A 15,922-nucleotide genomic window follows, 5' to 3' on the forward strand; every position below is an offset into this window, starting at 1 on the left:
GCAGGTGTATAACCTGCGAGCGTAGGGCAGGCCCATTCGGATCAGGCGACGGCGAACCGATGAAACGCACCTGGACCATCATTGGAGTGGGCGACGTCGCGGCAAGCTTCGGGTGGTATCAGTCGCTGTTTGGCCAGCCCGAGTCGCATCCTGCACACCGTTATTGGGGGCAGATTCTCGATGCCGATGGAACGGTGCTGCTCTGCCTGCACGAATGGGGCGCGCACGAACATCCTTCCCTGACGAGTCCGGGCAGCGGAACACCGGGCAACGGCCTGCTCCTGTTCTTTCGCGTGGACGATTTCGATGCGGCGCTGGAGCGGGCCCGTACCTTGGTGGAACGCCTCGAAGAGGAGCCCCACCGGAATCCGAACACGGGTTCGATGGAGTTCTCGCTGAGGGATCCGGACGGCTACTACGTACACGTCAGCGCGCTTGACGCCAGCTGAGCGTGGCGCGAACGGGAGCCCGGTTCCAGCCCCGGTGACCAGGCGAAGCCGCGCATTCGAGGTGTTGCGTCAGCCTTGCCGTGGCATGCGACCGGAGACATAGCGGCTGCCGGGCACGCTCCAGCGCCAGGGGAAATCCTTGCCGACGCGGAGGCCAATGCGTGGTCCGACCAATGGATGGCCGGGCGGCTCGGTCCCATCGTCGGCGATCGCAAAGCCGTCGCGGGCCAGCACCAGGTCAACACCATCCTGTTCTCCACTGATGCCCATCGCCTGGGTCAGTCGGGCCGGACCACGGCACAGATCGCGGTCCGACGCGATCCGCGGTCGCGACGCACGCATCAGCGCGACGCCGCGTAACGGTTCCAGCGCGCGGATAAGCACGCCGCAACCCGCACCGGCCGGACCGCACACGCAGTTGCAGCACCAATGCATGCCGTAGGTGAAATAGACATACATGTGCCCCGGTGGACCGAACATGGTCGCGTTCCGCGGTGTCTTTCCACGGTAGGTGTGCGCGGCCGGATCGATGGCGCCGACATAGGCTTCCACTTCGACGATGCGACCGGCCCTGCCGTCCGCACTCGCCAGGATCTTGTTGAGCAGCTGCGGCGCCACGGTGGGGGAGGTTCGATCAAAGAAGGCCCGCGGCAACAACTGGCCCGGCCAGATGACGGCTGCGTTCTTTCGCTGGACCAACCCGATGCTCCCGTGCATGCCAGACCTATGTGCATGCGCTGGCGTGAAGCCCATGAGACGGGATGAATCGACCGGCCTTCCGCGGCACGCTCGAGGCCATGCGTTACGGCGACGGGCGCGGGGACCATGAGCGGCAGGCCCGGGTGAGACGGCAGCCGTTGGGTGGCCGATGCATGCACCCAGATCCCCATCGAGGAACGGCGCCCGCGCGCCTTTGCGCAAGGTCTTGCGGTTTGGCGCTGGCATCCGCTTGCGGGGCATCGCGGCGGCGGCCAGCGCGGGGCGTCGAGTGCATGGGGCGCGGGCTCCGAGGCACGGGGACGTGGCCGGGCAGGCAACGGAATCCACACTTTGCGTACACCGACGCTCGCGGGAGACTTGGTATAACCAGAACGAGACCAGGAGCGGCCGGGGAGGTCGAACAGATGGCTGCAGAGCCCGCCTCTGCTGCGTGGATCAAGTTCGGTGCCGTCGAGATCGACACCCTTGGCCATCGCCTGTTCGTCGACGGCGAGGAGGTCGGGCTCGAGCGCAAGGCCTTCGCCGTGCTTGTACTGCTGGCGCGCGAACCCGGCCGTGTATTGAGCCGTGACGAGATTCTCGACGTGGTGTGGGGGCATAGCCACGTCACGCCCAGCGTACTCAGCCGCGTCATCGCGCTGTTGCGCCATACGCTCGGCGAGAGCGGTGAGGAATGCCGCTATCTGCACACCGTGCATGGCGTCGGCTTTCGCCTTGACGCCCAGGTGCGATTCGCCGCGTCGCGCGAGGAGCTGGTGGCAGACAGTACGTTTCCTGCCGCGGGGCCAGCGTCCGCATCTGCGCCCGTACGCATCATCGATGCCGCGTCGTTGCCGGTCACCCCGGCAACGCGTCCGGCAGCGTATTCGCAGCCAGGCCGGCGACGTCGGATCGCATGGCGGCTCGCCGCCGGGATCGTGGCGCTGCTGCTGGTGGCCATACTGCTCGGCCACCAGTTCGTGCGTCATCCTGCGGCCACGGTTCCGGTTGCCGATCTCAAATCGGTTGCGGTGCTGCCCTTCGAGAATCTCAGCACGGACGAGAACAACGCGTATTTCGCCAGTGGCATGCAGGACATGATACTTACCGAGCTGGTGGGCATTGGCGGGCTCAAGGTGATCTCGCGTACCTCGACGGAGAAGTACCCGAGCCATCCGGAGGACGCCCGGACCATCGCGCATCAACTGGGTGTGGCGACGCTGCTCGAAGGCACGGTGCAGCGATCCGGCAACCAGGTGCTGATCAATGTGCAGTTGATCGATGCGAACAGCGGAAACCATCTCTGGGCTAAAGCCTACACACGCACGTTGGACAACGTCTTCAACGTGGAAGGCGAGGTCGCGCAGAACGTGGCCGAGGCGCTGAAGGTACAGCTGACGTCCGCCGAGTCCGCGCGTATCGACAAGGTGCCAACCTCGAACGCCGCAGCCTACGACTTGTACCTGCAGGCTGCCGCGCATGCCAATCGTGCCTACGACGACCCCGCGCTGTCATCGTCCGAGTTGCCCTTGGCGATATCGCTGTATCAACAGGCGTTGGACAAAGACCCGCGCTTCGCCATGGCCGAGGCGGCGATGGCGCGCGCCCACATGCAGATGTATTTCTTTGGGCCCGATCGCACCAACACACGGTTGGCGCAGGCCAAGACCGCCGCCGATCGAGCCCTGGCCATGCAGCCAGGCCTTGGCCAGGCGCATTACGCGCTGGGCCTGTACGACTACTGGGGACACCGGGACTATGCCGGCGCGACCACCCAACTGGAGTTGGCCCGCCAGGCATTGCCCAACAGCGCCACCGTGGAACTCCTCATCGCCTCGGTCGCGCGACGCCAGGGACGTTGGGATGAGGCGGTGACGCTGTTTCGCTCCGCCACCGTGCTCGATCCACACAGCGAATTCGCCTTCAGCCAGCTCGGCGTGACCTACGAGAGCCTGCATCGCTATGCAGAGGCCGAGCAGGCGTATGCCGCAGCCATGGCAGTGAGCCGGAATCCTGCCGCCGAACGCATTTCGCTGGCCTTCAACCGGCTGATGTGGAAGGGCGATACGGAGCCGTTGCGTAGCGCGCTTGCGGCACTGGCGCCCGGCAGCGACACCTATGCCGGCAATGTCATGGCGATGTATTTCCAGCACTGGTTGGCGCGCGACTATGCCGCGGTCGTCAAGGTCGCCGAGGCGGACACGGCGGAGAATTGGGACGACACCGACAACGTTGTCCTGCCCCGCCGCCTGTATCTGGCCTGGGCCTTGCAGGCGACGGGCGACACGGCCAAGGCGTCCGCCGCGTATGCCGAGGTGGAGGCGAGTACGCGGGCGGCCCTCATCGAGCGACCGGACGACGCAGACCTGCATCTCGCCCTCGGGTTTGCCTATGCAGGCCTTGGGCGAAAGCCCGAGGCGGTCGCCGAGGGCGAACGGGCTGTCGCCCTGATGCCGGTGACAGAGGACGCCCTCACCGGCGTGGACATGCTCGCGTACCAAGCGCAGCTCTATGTGCGAGTCGGGCAGCCCGACCAGGCGATTGCCCTGATCGAACGCGTGCTGGCCATGCCTAGTGGCGTCATCCTGTCGAGCGAGATCCTCCGGCTAGACCCGTTCTGGGATCCCCTGCGCGACGATCCTCGATTCAAGACGCTGCTGTCGAAGTACGCCATCAGCGGCTAGTGCCTGCTGGTGGTCCGGACGCAAAGCCCGTGCCTGCGGGTCGAAAGATCTGGACGTCTCCTGTGCCGTCGATCCCGGTCAAATGCCGGATTGAAGTCATCGATGTCGGCTATGGTCGGCCAATGGCCAAAGCATGCACGCGACACTGTGGCGGAAAAGCGCAATTCGATCTCAAACGCCTGTTCGCGCTGCGTCACCTTCATTGTCCGCCCTCAATGGTTGCGTGACCTGCTGCTCATCACCAGCGCGATGCCGCCGAGAATCGCGGCAGAAGCGGCAACCAGGCGCAGGGTGATCGCTTCCGAAAGGAACACCACGCCGCCAAATGCCGTGAACAGTGGCACCAACAACTGTACGGTGGCGGCGCGCATGGCAGAAAGCCTGCTCAACGCGGCATACCAGATGACATAGCCGATGCCCGACGTAAGTGCGCCCGAGGCCATGCCCAGGGTGACGCCGGCCGCATGGGCGTAAGCGGGGGCGTTGATGATGAACGGCAGGCACAGCACAGGGGTGAGCAGCACTGCCCTGGCGAAGTTTCCCGCGGTTGCGGCAAGCGGGTCAGTTAGCGAGCGGCCGCGTAACGAGTACACGCCCCACGCTATGCCAGCGATCGCCATCAATAAGGCGCCAAGGAATGGTGGCGCTGCGATCCCCGGCGACACCAGGTAGAAAAGCCCGGCGACGGCCAAAGCGAAACCGAGCCATGCGACGGCCCCGAATTTCTCGCCCGAGCGCAAGCCGGCGCTTAGCATGGTCAATTGAACCGCGCCGAACAGAATCAAAGCCCCCGTGCCAGCGGGCAAGGTGAGATACGCGAAGGAAAAGAAGCCGACATAGGCAAACAGCATGGTCGCAGCGATCCAGTCGGCACGGCGGGACGAGGACCGCGCCGGCCGGAGCCGAACGATGAGGGCCAGCATGATCGCCCCGGAAACCAGCCTGATGGCGGCGAAGCTGACCGGATCGATTTGCCGTCGCTGCAACGCAAACCGGCACAACAGCGAGTTGGCCGCGAAGGCGAGCATCGCCACCGTGGTGAGGACCGTGGTCTGCAGGATGCGCAGTCCACTGCGCGCTTCATGCATGGGTCGCCACCAGCACGATGGCCCACGAGAGTAATGCTACGCCGAGGGGCGCGCTGAGATGCCGGCCCCAGCGCACGTTCTTTTCGATCGCCATCACCGCGGCAAGCATGAGCATCCAGCCGAGGTTGCCGGTGCCGAGAGCGAACATAAGCAGCATCAGCGCCCAGCAGCACCCGACGCAGAACAGGCCGTGCTGCGCGCCGAGCGCGAATGCCTGTCGGGCCTGCGCTTGCCCTCGCCAGTGCTCAATGACGAAGCTCAACGGTGTTCGGCACTTTTCCATACACCGGTACTTGAGCTTGCTGAATTGGAACGCGCCGGCCAGCGCGATGATGGCGACACCAATCAGCCAGCCATTCCATGCCAGCATGGGTACGCGGGCGAGTCCGGACAGCAGTGCACCGTGAAGTGCGTGCGCCAGGAGTCCGAAGGCGCCCCACACCGCCATGTAACCCAGGCCGAGCAGCATAAGAAGACGTCCGTGGTCGGGTCGCTCGCGCGTCAACCGGTCGAAGGCATCAAACAGCGGCAAGACGGTGGGAAGCATCATGGCCGTTGTCATGAGGATCCAGGCGACGGCCTCCAGCACGACGGGCACGATCACGTCGCCACCTGGAACGACACGGCACAGAAATGCAATGGAGCCTGAGGCTATCCAGTTACCCTGTTCGACATAGCGTCCATAAGGACTGCGCGTCCACCCCCACAACGCAATCCACGCGAAAGCAACCAGCGCGGCAAGGATCGGCACGAACACGCGAACATGGCGCGAGGCGCCAGGTGGCAACGGGCCTGCCGTCGAGTTCATGCGTCGAAGACGAACGTGCTCTGCAGGGCGTTGTGGTTCTTGATGTCGACGTTGATGCCGATGGCGGCGTTTCTGGATCGATAGCTCGGGGCCTTGCCGACAAACACCGGCGCGCCGGGCACGGTCGAGAACACGGTATCGGAAAGGGTGGTCTGGCCGCCGGTCGCGCCGAGATAGGGTTCGAGTTCGGCGTAGTAGTTCGTGCCGATCTCGAGTTCGCCCTTGCCCGAAACCACCGTGAACCGGATGGGCGCTCGCTCCACCGATACGACCTTGCCGATGAGCTTGGCAAGATCCGCGACCGGTCCGCCGGCCTGGCCAGTGAACACCTTCAGCAGCGCCTCTTCCTGCGCTTTCGAAGCCCGCTCGTCGATGTAGATCGCGGCGGTCCAGTTGCCTTGCAGGATATTGCCGGGCACATGGGCCACGGCCGCGATGGTATTGCCGGCGACATCGACGCCGTCGACCGTTCCCTTGTCCATATGCCACGCGACAATGGTGTCGCAGGTGCCGTTGTCCGGGTCCTCGCCGATCCAGCAGGGGCACAAGACGTTGCAGTTGCAGACTTCAAGCAGACGACCTTCCAGGTGATAGCTCATACGAACCTCCAATGAAGGCACGTGAACACCAGCACGCCGCCACGGGACGACGCTGCGAAGGGGGTTTTCGATTCTCCCGCCGCTTGTTTGATCAAGTCAAGTTCGCTTGCGCGCAGCGACGGATCGTTGGGGAATGCCACGAAAAATCATGCTTCTGCGCAGCAGCATTTCCCCTCGACACCATCGAAAAGGCCATCGCGGAGACCAAGCAAATGGCTCGCCACGCGAAGCAACGTGGTTCATCCCTGCGGGATCGTGGTTCAGGGCGAGTGGCCCCGCTTTGGCGCCACTCCTGCACATAGCCCCCGACACCAAGGGTGGCAGGACCGGGACATGCCTCGGCGCCATGTCCAACCCGCGGTTAGCCCCGGAGGCATGACTTCATGCCCATGCACTACTACTAACTTCATACTATGGTTTACTCCAAGGTAAGTAGCAGTGCGGGTGGGTTGTGGACGAGGTCACCGGCCATCTGAAGAAATTCCAGAAGGAGCTCTCGGCGGGCACCGTGTCGCTGGTGCTGCTGGCAGTGCTGGGGCAGTCGCGGCAGCCGATGTACGGCTACCAGATCGCCAAGCGGCTGGAAGAGGTGGGTGAGGGCGTGCTGGCAGGCAAGCAGAGTGCGCTTTATCCGGTGCTGCGCAACCTCGAGGGGGCTGGCCTGCTGGCCAGCGAGGTGGAGCCGTCGGTCAGTGGACCACCGCGACGCTATTACCGCATCACCAGGCAGGGGCGTGAGGTACTGCGTGACTGGGTAGAAGCCTGGAACGCCACGCGCGACTCCGTCGACGCCGTCTTGCAAGGAGGGGTGTAATGAACACGCCACGCACGATCGCCGAGTATTTGAAGCAGCTGCGCAATGCCCTGAAGGGGGCCGACCCGGCGCTGATCCAGGACGCGTTGTATGACGCCGAAGAGCACCTGCGTGCGGAGCTGGCGGAAAGTCCCGGGCGCAGCGAGGCGGACATGCTGGCCCATGTGGTGGGCACCTATGGTGCGCCAGAAGAAGTGGCCGACATCTACCGCGACCAGGAGATCAAGATCCAGCGCGCCCTGCGTCCGCCGCCGGTACCGCGCCGGCAGTCGCTGGCAGGCCGTTTCTTCGGGGTCGCCGCCGATTCGCGCACCTGGGGCGCGCTGTTCTACATGATCCTGGCGCTGGCCACCGGCATCTTCTACTTCGTGTGGGCGGTGACCGGCATTTCACTGTCGATCGGGTTGTCGGTGCTGATCATCGGCATTCCGTTCGTGATCCTGTTCCTGGCAACGGTGCGAGCGCTGTCGCTGCTGGAAGGACGCATCGTGGAGACCATGCTGGGCGTGCGCATGCCGCGTCGCCCGCCTTACCCCGCGCCGGCGGGCCAATCGTTGTGGCAGCGGGTGGGCGCGCTGTTCACCGATGGGCACACCTGGACGACGCTGTTCTACATGATCCTGATGCTTCCACTGGGCATCATCTACTTCACGCTGACGGTGACGCTGATGAGCGTCTCGCTAAGCTTCATCGCGGCACCCGTGTTCAAGGCGCTGGATGATGCCGATGTGCTGATCTGGAATTGCGGCATTCCGCACTGGCTGTGCCAGGACGGCAGTTGGTGGGGCGCGGTTATGCTGTGCGTGATCGGCGTGCTGCTGCTGTTCGCCACGCTGCACCTGGTGCGTGGCCTGGGCAAGCTGCATGGCGGCATCGCCAAGGGCCTGCTGGTGCGCCTGGTGGATCACCAGGCCTGAGGGCCATCGCCTGTAGGAACGCACCTTGTGCGCGACCCGCCGCGGCGATAGCGGCGTGGAGAGCGGTCGCGCACAGGGTGCGCTCCTACAAGAGCAAGAGGTCGGTGGGGTGTACGAGTTGCATGGCGGTAATGCCAAGGGCCTGCTGGTGCGCCTGGTGGATGAGCAGGCCTTGGGGCCATCGCCTGCAGGAGCGCACCCTGTCTGCGACTTGCCGTGGCACTCGCGGGGTGTCGCGCACAGGGTGCGCTCCTACATGGGCGTGGCGGTGGCTCAGACCAGTTGCAGGTCCTTTGGCTTGGCGCCGGGGAAGATCGTCTGCAGCTGGCTGCCGGAAAGACCCCACATGCGGCCCATCAGGCCACCCAGCATGTCGCGGTAGTTGGTGAGTACGGGGTAGTCGCGGTTCTGCAGCAGGCTCTGCTGGTTCACCGCCACCTGCGAACCGGCGATGCGTCCGCCGTTCACCTTGCCGCCAAGCACCCAGTAGACGGTGCCATGGCCGTGGTCGGTGCCCTTGTTGCCGTTCTCGCGGAAGGTGCGGCCGAACTCGGAGACCACCACCACCACCGTGTTGTTCCACTCGTCGCCCAGCGCGTCGGCGTAGGCGGCGAGGCCCTTGCCGAGATTGTCGAGGTTGTTGGCCAACTGGCCACTGGTGCTGCCCTGGTTGACGTGGGTATCCCAGCCGCCGACGTCCACGAAGCCCAGGCGGTACTGGTCGCGCATCATGGTGGCGATGCGCTGCGTTTCCTCGGCGAAGTTCTTGGCGTTGGGTGCGCCGCGATTGGCCTTCATCATCTCGTCCTGCAATTCCTTGGACACGGTCTGGCGCAGTTCCAGGCCGTCGACCGCGGCGGAGGCGAGCGTGGTGTCCTTGTACATGCCGGCCAGGATGCCGGCCTGCCGGTCGTCGAACACCGGCTTGGTGTTGCCGCGCAGCGAGATGTTGGGAATGTCGCGGTTGCTCCCCTGGAAGCTCAGCGGCAGGGCGTCGGTGAACGCAATGGAAGGCACGCTGGTCATCTGCCCGGAGAGGCGCGCGAGGAAACCGGAGCGGTAGTCGCTGCGCTCGCTGCTGGGCTCGCCTGACTCGATGTTGTCCTGCGTTTCGAAATGGCTGCGCGAGAGATCGTCGGTGCCGGCGAACGGCACGAAGGCCACCTGGCGCTTCTGCCACAGCGGAAAGATGGTGTCGCGCAGCACGGGGTTGAGGCCCCAGTTGCTGTCGAGGCCCAGGGCGCTGTTCTGGTTGTACGGATCAGGCCGGGCGATCGACAGCGTGGGGCGTGACTCGTAGTAGAAGTCGCTGCTGTAGGGCACCAGCAGGTTGTTGCAGTCGTAGCCGCCGCGCAGGAACACCAGCAGGAAGCGCGGCGAACTGGCCGGCGCCGCAAACAGCTTGCCGGAGAACGAAAGCGCGGGCGCGGCCACGGCAGCGGTGGCGGCGGCGAGCAGGAATTCGCGTCTGTTCACGAGGTGTCCTCAGCGATAGTTGAAGTCGGGCGAGGAGAGCAGGAAGGTGTTCCATTCCTGCTGCGAGGTCGCCTTGGCAAGCGCCTCACGGGTGGGCTGGCTCAGGCGCGGGTCGAAGGTGTCGTAGTACAGCCGTGTGGTCAGCATCGGGAAGTCTCCACCGGTCTTGGGCTGGCCTTCGGGTGTCAGCAGGCGGTTGTTGCCGGTGCCGATGGCGTTGGCGATCTCGAAGCGCTTGGCCATCTGGCCCGAGCTGGACCAGCCGCTGCCGTCCAGCGGCCAGCCATCCGGCGTCAGGCGGCCGAACACCGGCTCGCCCAGCTGGTTGAGCCAGTTGAGCAGCGGCTTGGCGTTGACGATGGGTTTGCCGTCGTAGGCCATGCGTACCGAGGACACCACGAACTGCATCGGGTCCTTGAACTTCTTGCCGTAGCTGGCGGCAAGGTCCCTGGATTCGAACATGGTGCGCAGCACCGCCGCGATGTCGCCGTCGGTGTGCTGGAAGGTCCTGGCCATCTTGGCCACCAGTTCCGGCGGCGGGTTGTCGGCCACGAAGTACTCGGCGAGCTTCCTGGAAATGAACTGCGCGCAGGCGGGCTGGCGGGTGATCAGGTCCACCGCCTGGGTGACTTCATCGAATCCGCTGCCCTTGATCTTCTCGCCCAGCAGCACCTTGTCGCTGTAGTCGTGGCGACCGGGGTTGAACTCGAACATGCCGTTGCGCACGAACATGGCCGCATAGCGCGGGTGCTGTTCCAGGCCCGGGCGGTCGCGCAGCGGCGCCACGCCCACCCCGGTGAGGATCAGCGCCAGCTGCTGCACGTCCTGCTGGGTGTAGCCCGAGCCCACGCCCAGCGTATGCAGCTCCATCAACTCGCGCGCGTAGTTTTCGTTGACGTGGCCCTTGGCGTTCTGCGCGTTGTCCAGGAACTCCAGCATGGCCGGGCTTTCCAGCGTCGCCATCACAAGGTCGCGGAACTTGCCCAGCGCATGCGGACGGATGGTGTTCTGGGTGTAGTCGGCTGCGACCCAGCGCACGCGTCCCTTGGCGCCGTACACGCTGAAGTGGTTCAGCCAGAACCACACCATCTGCTCCTTGAGCTGGTTCTCGCCGTACACGGCGTGCAGCATCTCGATCTGCTGTGCTTGTTGCAGCAGGTCGTTCGCATGTTGCTGCTGGGCTTTCTTGGCGGCGTTCTTGTCGTCGCCGTCGGGCATGTTCTTGATCTTCTCCTGCTCGTCGCGCAGGTTGGTGAGCAGCTGTTCGGTGGGCGTGTTCGCCGCCTCGTAGCTATTGATCAGTGCGCTGATCTGCGGCGGCAGCTGGTCGCTGTCGTGGTCTTCAAGCTGCCAGTCGAGGAAGCGCGAACGGCCCAGGTCGCGGTAGCGGGCGACGGTGGCGCTGTCGATGTCGAAGCCATCGCGGCGCAGCCATTCCACGTCATCGGGCGATAGCGGGCGGGGGTCCCGGGCGATGGCCGCGGCAGGTCCGAGGACCAGCAACAGGCCGAATAAGGCCAGCAGGGGCCGGGTAAAACGGGAAAGCCGTTGCGGGGTGTCGCGCATGCGTCGGGATTCCTGGAAGCAAGGGTGAAGGACCGCGGTCGCTCGGCAGTGTCAACGCGATAGTTGTCGGCCCGCTTACCGTGAAGCGGGGCAGGGCGCGGTTTCGTTCGGCGCAGATTCATGCGCGGAGCCGGCATTTGCGTCATTCGTCAGGTGTACGCAAGCGAGCGCTTGCGGGCTGTGACGCGGTTCACTCAAAACTCGTCGACGAACTCCACCACCGCGCCCAGCAACGACGCTTTTACTTCGGTGACGGCGCGCACCGCATCGGCATGCAGGTTGTCCGATGCCTGCACCTCGATGAGGAACAGCTCTGCGCTGTTGTCGTCAACCAGTTCGCTGGAACTGGAATCGTCGCGCTCATAGGCGGTCTCGTCGTCCAGCTCCTCGACGTGCTCGATGCCGTCGATACCATGGAGGGTCGTGAGCAAGGTATCCGCGTCATCGCGGCTGCCGGTCAGGCGGATGCGGATCGTGGGCATCAGGGCGGCTCCCAGGTTCCTGCACCGATATGCTGGTCCAAGCCATGTTCAGGCCAGGTGATTCCCCTGGGCACCGTTCGAACGGTCGCGCACGGCCTAGAATAGGCGTTTGCCGGAGATCCCTTGTGCCGAAAATCTACGACCGCGCCTACTTCGACAAGTGGTACCGCCACCCCGACCATTCGATGGCGTCGCCGGCCGAACTCAAGCGCAAGGTGGCGATGGTGGTGGCACAGGCCGAGTATTACCTGGGGCGCACGGTGCGCAGCGTGCTCGACGTGGGCTGCGGGGAGGGCGTGTGGCGGGCGCCGCTGCGCGCGCTGCGTCCGGGCATCCACTACCAGGGCCTGGACGCCAGCGAATACGCGGTGGCGCGCTACGGGCGCAGTCGCAACATTGGCCTGGCGCGCTTCGGGCAACTGGAATACCTTCGCTTCGACCATCGCTTCGACATCATCGTCTGCACCGATGTGCTGCATTACCTGAGGCCTGCCGAGATTCGTGCCGGCTTGGGTGGCATCAGCGACATGCTGGAGGGCGTGGCCTTCCTGGAAGTGTTCACCAGCAAGGATGGCGTGGCCGGCGACCTGGAGGGTTTCCACTCGCGTGCGCCCTCGTGGTACCTGAAGGCCTTCGGCGAAGCCGGCCTGTTGCCCTGCGGCTCCCACTGCTACCTGGGGCCCAGGCTGGAGCGTCGCGTGGCGGCGCTGGAGCGGGCGCAGCTGACCGGCTGATCTGAGGTCACGGGCTCGCTTGCGCAACACCGGCTGCGGACGGAATCCACAGCTGCAGTACGTTGGATGCCCCGCCCATGGATTCAGGCAAGGCGAAGGTGCGCAGGTCGGGCAGCTTTCCGTCCGCCCTCAGGAAATCGGCGAGCGCCTCGGCGCAGCCCTGGCTGGCCGAGTGGTAGAGGATGGCCGGGTGCGCCCATCGGGCCGGGCCGAAGCGATTATCGGATTTTGCCGTTTCGGTGACATTCTCGATGCCGGGTGTCGCGATACCGACCTGGCGAACCCGGGAGAGGAGTTCCGCCACCATGGGGCGTTGCGCTTCGCTGTAGATGTGCGCATAGAGCACGAATGATTCCGCTGCATTGCCACCACACCTGAGGGTGGCCGACCGTTGGGTCGGGATCGGCGCGATGACGGTGGCAGGCGGCGCGGATGCGACGCCTTCGGGCGGCGGCGGAGGCGGTGGGGGCGAGGGCGCTTCCATGGGCGCGGAAGGCAAGGCTGCTGCGGTCGTGTCCGCTGGCGTTCCCGCGGCCTCGCCGGGAGCTGGCGCCATGTTCTTTTCCGTGGATGCGACGGTGGCAGGGGGCGGTTGGGTAACGGCCGTGGCGAACGCGCGATAGGTGTTCATGGCGTCGTCCCAGTACCAATTGGACTGGGCGCCGTTATTGAGCACGATGGCATCGTCGTCGCACAGCTTCCTGAGGTCGTTGGTCAGTGAGTCCGTGCATTGGTCCTGAAGCAGGAAGGCGATGTCCCGCATGGCCTGGGCCTGGTCGTCGTCGATGGCGAAGTTGCGCGCCATCGATGTGAGCAACTTGATCCGGGCGTCCAGCGCCGTATCGAACGCATGCACCTCGGGCGAGTGCGATTGGAGCGCTTGGAGAACCCCATGCGCCTCGGTGGCGAAAGTGGACAGTTGCGTCGTGTCCTTGCCGGGATGGCCATCCCATACTTGCCAGCCTGCCAGCAGTCCGGTGAGGACGGCACCCAGGCCGATGGAGGTGCCGATGGTGGCGGCGATGCGCTGGGCGCGGGTCAACTTCGGTGCGGTGTCCGATTGCGAGAGTGTTTCCGCATTGGTGCCGATGGTGGCGCCCACGCGGACCCATTGATGGGCCCAGTTGAGCGTGGTCATGTTGATGGCCTCGCCCAGGGCGGAGCCGAGGTGGGAGTAGCTCTCCCACTCCTCTTCGCTGAAGAACTGGTTGGTGGTGCTCTGCTGGGGAAAGCCCGGGAAACGGTCGGCATAACCGGCCACGTCCAGCGGCAGGCTGGTCGTGCAGCGGGGCTTGACGATCAGCAGGGCGCCGATCGTTCCGTCGTCATAGGTGATCTGCGCGAGCAGCAGGTATTCGTTGCTTGCACCTGGTTGAATGCTGTCAGGCGTGCCGAAGCTTGCACCAAGCGCGCCATCCAGCGGGGACAGGCTGGCCGGATCGATGAAGCGGATCGCTGCGTTGTGGTCTATGCGCGCCTTGCGTATCAGGTTCTCGACGTCGGCAAACAGATAGCCCGGGTCGGCGCCACAGTCGGCAAGGATGATGATCGGGAGTTTGCGCTTGAGCAGCGCATACACGCCGGTATTGTCGAAGTGCCCGCCATCGGACAGATACCAGCGACGATCCCGTAGTCCGGGGAATTGCGCGAACATCTCCTGCCGGATGGCTTCGAACTTGTCATAAGGCCGGCTGCGATTGGGCGGAGGGGCAGTCAGGCTGGGCTGCCAATAGCCGAGCCTCAGCCCACTCAGGAAGATCAGCGTGGCCATCCCCGGCAGGGTATTCGAGCCCATGCCGGTGCCGACGGCGGCGCCCGAAATCGCCACCCACTGGGCGAGGGTGGCGCGGGCCCACGTCGGGGCGGCCGTCGTGGAAGGCAGTTGCGTACCCGTCTCCACGCCAAGCGAGCTGACTGTGAGGCTGATGCCCTTGCGGTCGGCGTTGTAGGCGCCAATACGGTCGTCGATGGTCTGGTTGATGCAGCAATTGATGAGGTGGATGGGGCCGCCGTGGCTATGCGGCGAATAGGCCACGAAGTTCACGTCGTCACCATCGAGCAGTTCGGTGACTTCTTCGGTTTCGGTGGTGTTGATGCGTGTACGCTCCCCCAACACCGAGGTGGGAAAGCGCGGCTTGGACGCGGACTGGGAGCCCGCGCCATCGTTGCCGACCGACACATAGGCGCGGGCCAGTCGCGAACGATAGAAGAAGTGCAGCGAAGACCGATTCAGCTGTTGCAGGCTGAAGCCATTGCACAGCACGTAGCCGAGGCAGACACCGAAGAGGCCAAACCACCGTTGCCACGCCGTGCCCAGGTGGAGGCCGGCGAAGTTGGCGTCCCTGGACAGCACGAACAGCTGGACCAGGGATGTCCACAACAGTGCAATGAAGAACACCAGCAGCAAGCCGATGGCGTTGGCGATCTTGGTCAGGGGGAGTTTCTTCGCCGTGCTTGTTTTTTGTATGGCTGGCAAGGCAATTCGTGCGGCAGCAACCAGCAGGGCGATGAGCCCGGCGCTCGTGCCAAGGTGCAATGCGATCTGGCCGCTGAGCACGGAGTTGGCCACGTAGGCGATGTACCAGCTGAAGGTGTCAATCGCGCTCAGCATCACGACCGCCATGCCCAGCTTCAGGCACTGGCCGAGCAGGCGCGTGAGTTGCAGCCGGCTGCGCTCCTCTCCGCGCGTAGCATCGGCGATCTTCGCCCACGCCCAGCCAGCCGGCGCGAGCAGGAACGCAACAGCCAATACCAGCGCCACCGAGCAGACCAGCGGCGCGATGGGGCTCTGGACGTCAACGGCAAGCGGCGAGCCAGGTGCGAGTCTGAGCGCGTCTGCAAGCGGCCTTGAGACGTACGCGCAGTAAATGCCAACCACCGCGGCCAGGAGCGCGGTGGACAGGCCTGCGCCATGCTGCTGGCCGAGGAACCAGTACGCATAGGCCGCCGTCAAGGCAAACGCGGCAAGCAGGATGGCGAGAATCCACCATGGGCTCGCGAGCAAGGTCGCCCCCGACCCGGGGACGATCAGCAGGCCGGCAAGCATGTGGGGCAGGGTGATCAGGCAACCAAGCATGAGGGCCAGGATCAGCACCTCGAACTGGGTCACCACGAAACTGCGCAGCTGTCCGGCAATGGCCACCAGCATGTCGGCCCAGCCGGCAGGGGTCAGGTAGCGACCGTTGCTGCGTAGCCACCACAGCAGCAGCGAGTTGTCGTCAGCCAGGCCGGCTTCGACGCGGGAAGGGGTGCCCGTCGTGCCGTTGTACAAACGGCCCAGCGAGGCGCCGATATAGCCGCCGCCCGACACGGTCGAAAGGTAGTCGACGCGGTGCAATACCTTGTTCTTCGCCAAGGCGCGCAACAGGCCAAGGCAGAACGTAGCGCTGCGTATGCCTCCGCCGGAGAGGGCCAGGCCGATCGCCGGTTCGTCGTTCGCCACCGCCGCTTTCGCCCGGCGCGCGCGGAAAGCCTTCAGCTCGTCAGGCTGCAGTACGTCTTCGGGCTTCCAGTGCTCGTGGGTCGTCATCTGCAAGACCCCGTGGCATGCGCCACGCCAGTCGCATCAGGTTCCGGGCATGGGGTACCTGGCGCCTCCCCTGCGGC

13 protein-coding genes are annotated in these 15,922 nt (G+C 65.0%); 5 read left to right on the forward strand and 8 right to left on the reverse strand.

What is annotated here, in order from left to right; genetic code table 11:
• Positions 1 to 59 precede the first annotated feature (59 nt).
• Positions 60 to 449, forward strand: a complete 390-nt coding sequence (locus DVU99_RS00615; protein WP_114238270.1) for a VOC family protein — start codon at positions 60 to 62, stop codon at positions 447 to 449.
• A gap of 69 nt (positions 450 to 518) precedes the next feature.
• Here DVU99_RS00615 and DVU99_RS00620 read toward each other — a convergent pair whose 3' ends face one another.
• Positions 519 to 1,148, reverse strand: coding sequence for a DNA-3-methyladenine glycosylase (locus DVU99_RS00620; RefSeq protein ID WP_232823396.1), 630 nt, complete (start codon positions 1,146 to 1,148; stop codon positions 519 to 521).
• A gap of 425 nt (positions 1,149 to 1,573) precedes the next feature.
• On the opposite strand from DVU99_RS00620, the gene DVU99_RS00625 reads away from it, so the two are divergent.
• Entirely contained in the window at positions 1,574 to 3,832 is a 2,259-nt protein-coding gene (locus DVU99_RS00625) for a winged helix-turn-helix domain-containing protein (RefSeq protein ID WP_114238272.1), read from the forward strand.
• Positions 3,833 to 4,044: 212 nt separating this feature from the next.
• Here DVU99_RS00625 and DVU99_RS00630 read toward each other — a convergent pair whose 3' ends face one another.
• Genes DVU99_RS00630 through DVU99_RS00640 form a run of 3 tightly spaced genes read right to left on the reverse strand, consistent with a single transcriptional unit; the run spans position 4,045 to position 6,327 of the window.
• The gene (locus tag DVU99_RS00630) at positions 4,045 to 4,920 is read right to left on the reverse strand and encodes a DMT family transporter (RefSeq protein ID WP_114238273.1); all 876 of its coding nucleotides are present in this window, start codon (positions 4,918 to 4,920) and stop codon (positions 4,045 to 4,047) included.
• Entirely contained in the window at positions 4,913 to 5,728 is an 816-nt protein-coding gene (locus DVU99_RS00635) for a DUF2182 domain-containing protein (protein WP_114238274.1), read from the reverse strand. The genes DVU99_RS00630 and DVU99_RS00635 overlap by 8 nt, the downstream gene beginning before the upstream one ends.
• Positions 5,725 to 6,327 (reverse strand): DUF1326 domain-containing protein, encoded by a 603-nt coding sequence (locus tag DVU99_RS00640; RefSeq protein WP_114238275.1) that lies wholly within the window; start codon positions 6,325 to 6,327, stop codon positions 5,725 to 5,727. Before DVU99_RS00640 ends, DVU99_RS00635 begins: the two co-directional genes overlap by 4 nt.
• A 451-nt stretch (positions 6,328 to 6,778) precedes the next feature.
• Here DVU99_RS00640 and DVU99_RS00645 point away from each other — a divergent pair, with 451 nt between their 5' ends.
• Positions 6,779 to 7,141 (forward strand): PadR family transcriptional regulator, encoded by a 363-nt coding sequence (locus DVU99_RS00645; RefSeq protein ID WP_114238276.1) that lies wholly within the window; start codon positions 6,779 to 6,781, stop codon positions 7,139 to 7,141.
• Entirely contained in the window at positions 7,141 to 8,058 is a 918-nt protein-coding gene (locus DVU99_RS00650; RefSeq protein ID WP_114238277.1) for a sensor domain-containing protein, read from the forward strand. Before DVU99_RS00645 ends, DVU99_RS00650 begins: the two co-directional genes overlap by 1 nt.
• A gap of 273 nt (positions 8,059 to 8,331) precedes the next feature.
• Here the strand turns inward: DVU99_RS00650 and DVU99_RS00655 are convergent, their stop codons facing one another.
• The 3 genes from DVU99_RS00655 to DVU99_RS00665 form a co-directional block, all read right to left on the reverse strand.
• Entirely contained in the window at positions 8,332 to 9,534 is a 1,203-nt protein-coding gene (locus tag DVU99_RS00655) for a DUF1501 domain-containing protein (RefSeq protein WP_114238278.1), read from the reverse strand.
• A 9-nt stretch (positions 9,535 to 9,543) separates the two neighbouring features.
• A complete protein-coding gene (locus DVU99_RS00660) occupies positions 9,544 to 11,100 on the reverse strand; it encodes a DUF1800 domain-containing protein (protein ID WP_114238279.1) in 1,557 nt (518 codons plus the stop codon).
• Between the two features lie 194 nt (positions 11,101 to 11,294).
• Complete coding sequence (locus DVU99_RS00665) at positions 11,295 to 11,582, reverse strand: hypothetical protein (RefSeq protein WP_114238280.1); 288 nt, start codon at positions 11,580 to 11,582, stop codon at positions 11,295 to 11,297.
• 125 nt (positions 11,583 to 11,707) lie between these two features.
• Here DVU99_RS00665 and DVU99_RS00670 point away from each other — a divergent pair, with 125 nt between their 5' ends.
• Positions 11,708 to 12,316, forward strand: coding sequence for a class I SAM-dependent methyltransferase (locus DVU99_RS00670; protein WP_114238281.1), 609 nt, complete (start codon positions 11,708 to 11,710; stop codon positions 12,314 to 12,316).
• Positions 12,317 to 12,323: 7 nt separating this feature from the next.
• On the opposite strand, the gene DVU99_RS00675 is transcribed toward DVU99_RS00670, so the two are convergent.
• A complete protein-coding gene (locus DVU99_RS00675; protein ID WP_114238282.1) occupies positions 12,324 to 15,845 on the reverse strand; it encodes a patatin-like phospholipase family protein in 3,522 nt (1,173 codons plus the stop codon).
• Positions 15,846 to 15,922: the final 77 nt, after the last annotated feature.

Source organism: Dyella sp. C9 (assembly GCF_003332825.1).
GTDB lineage: Bacteria > Pseudomonadota > Gammaproteobacteria > Xanthomonadales > Rhodanobacteraceae > Dyella.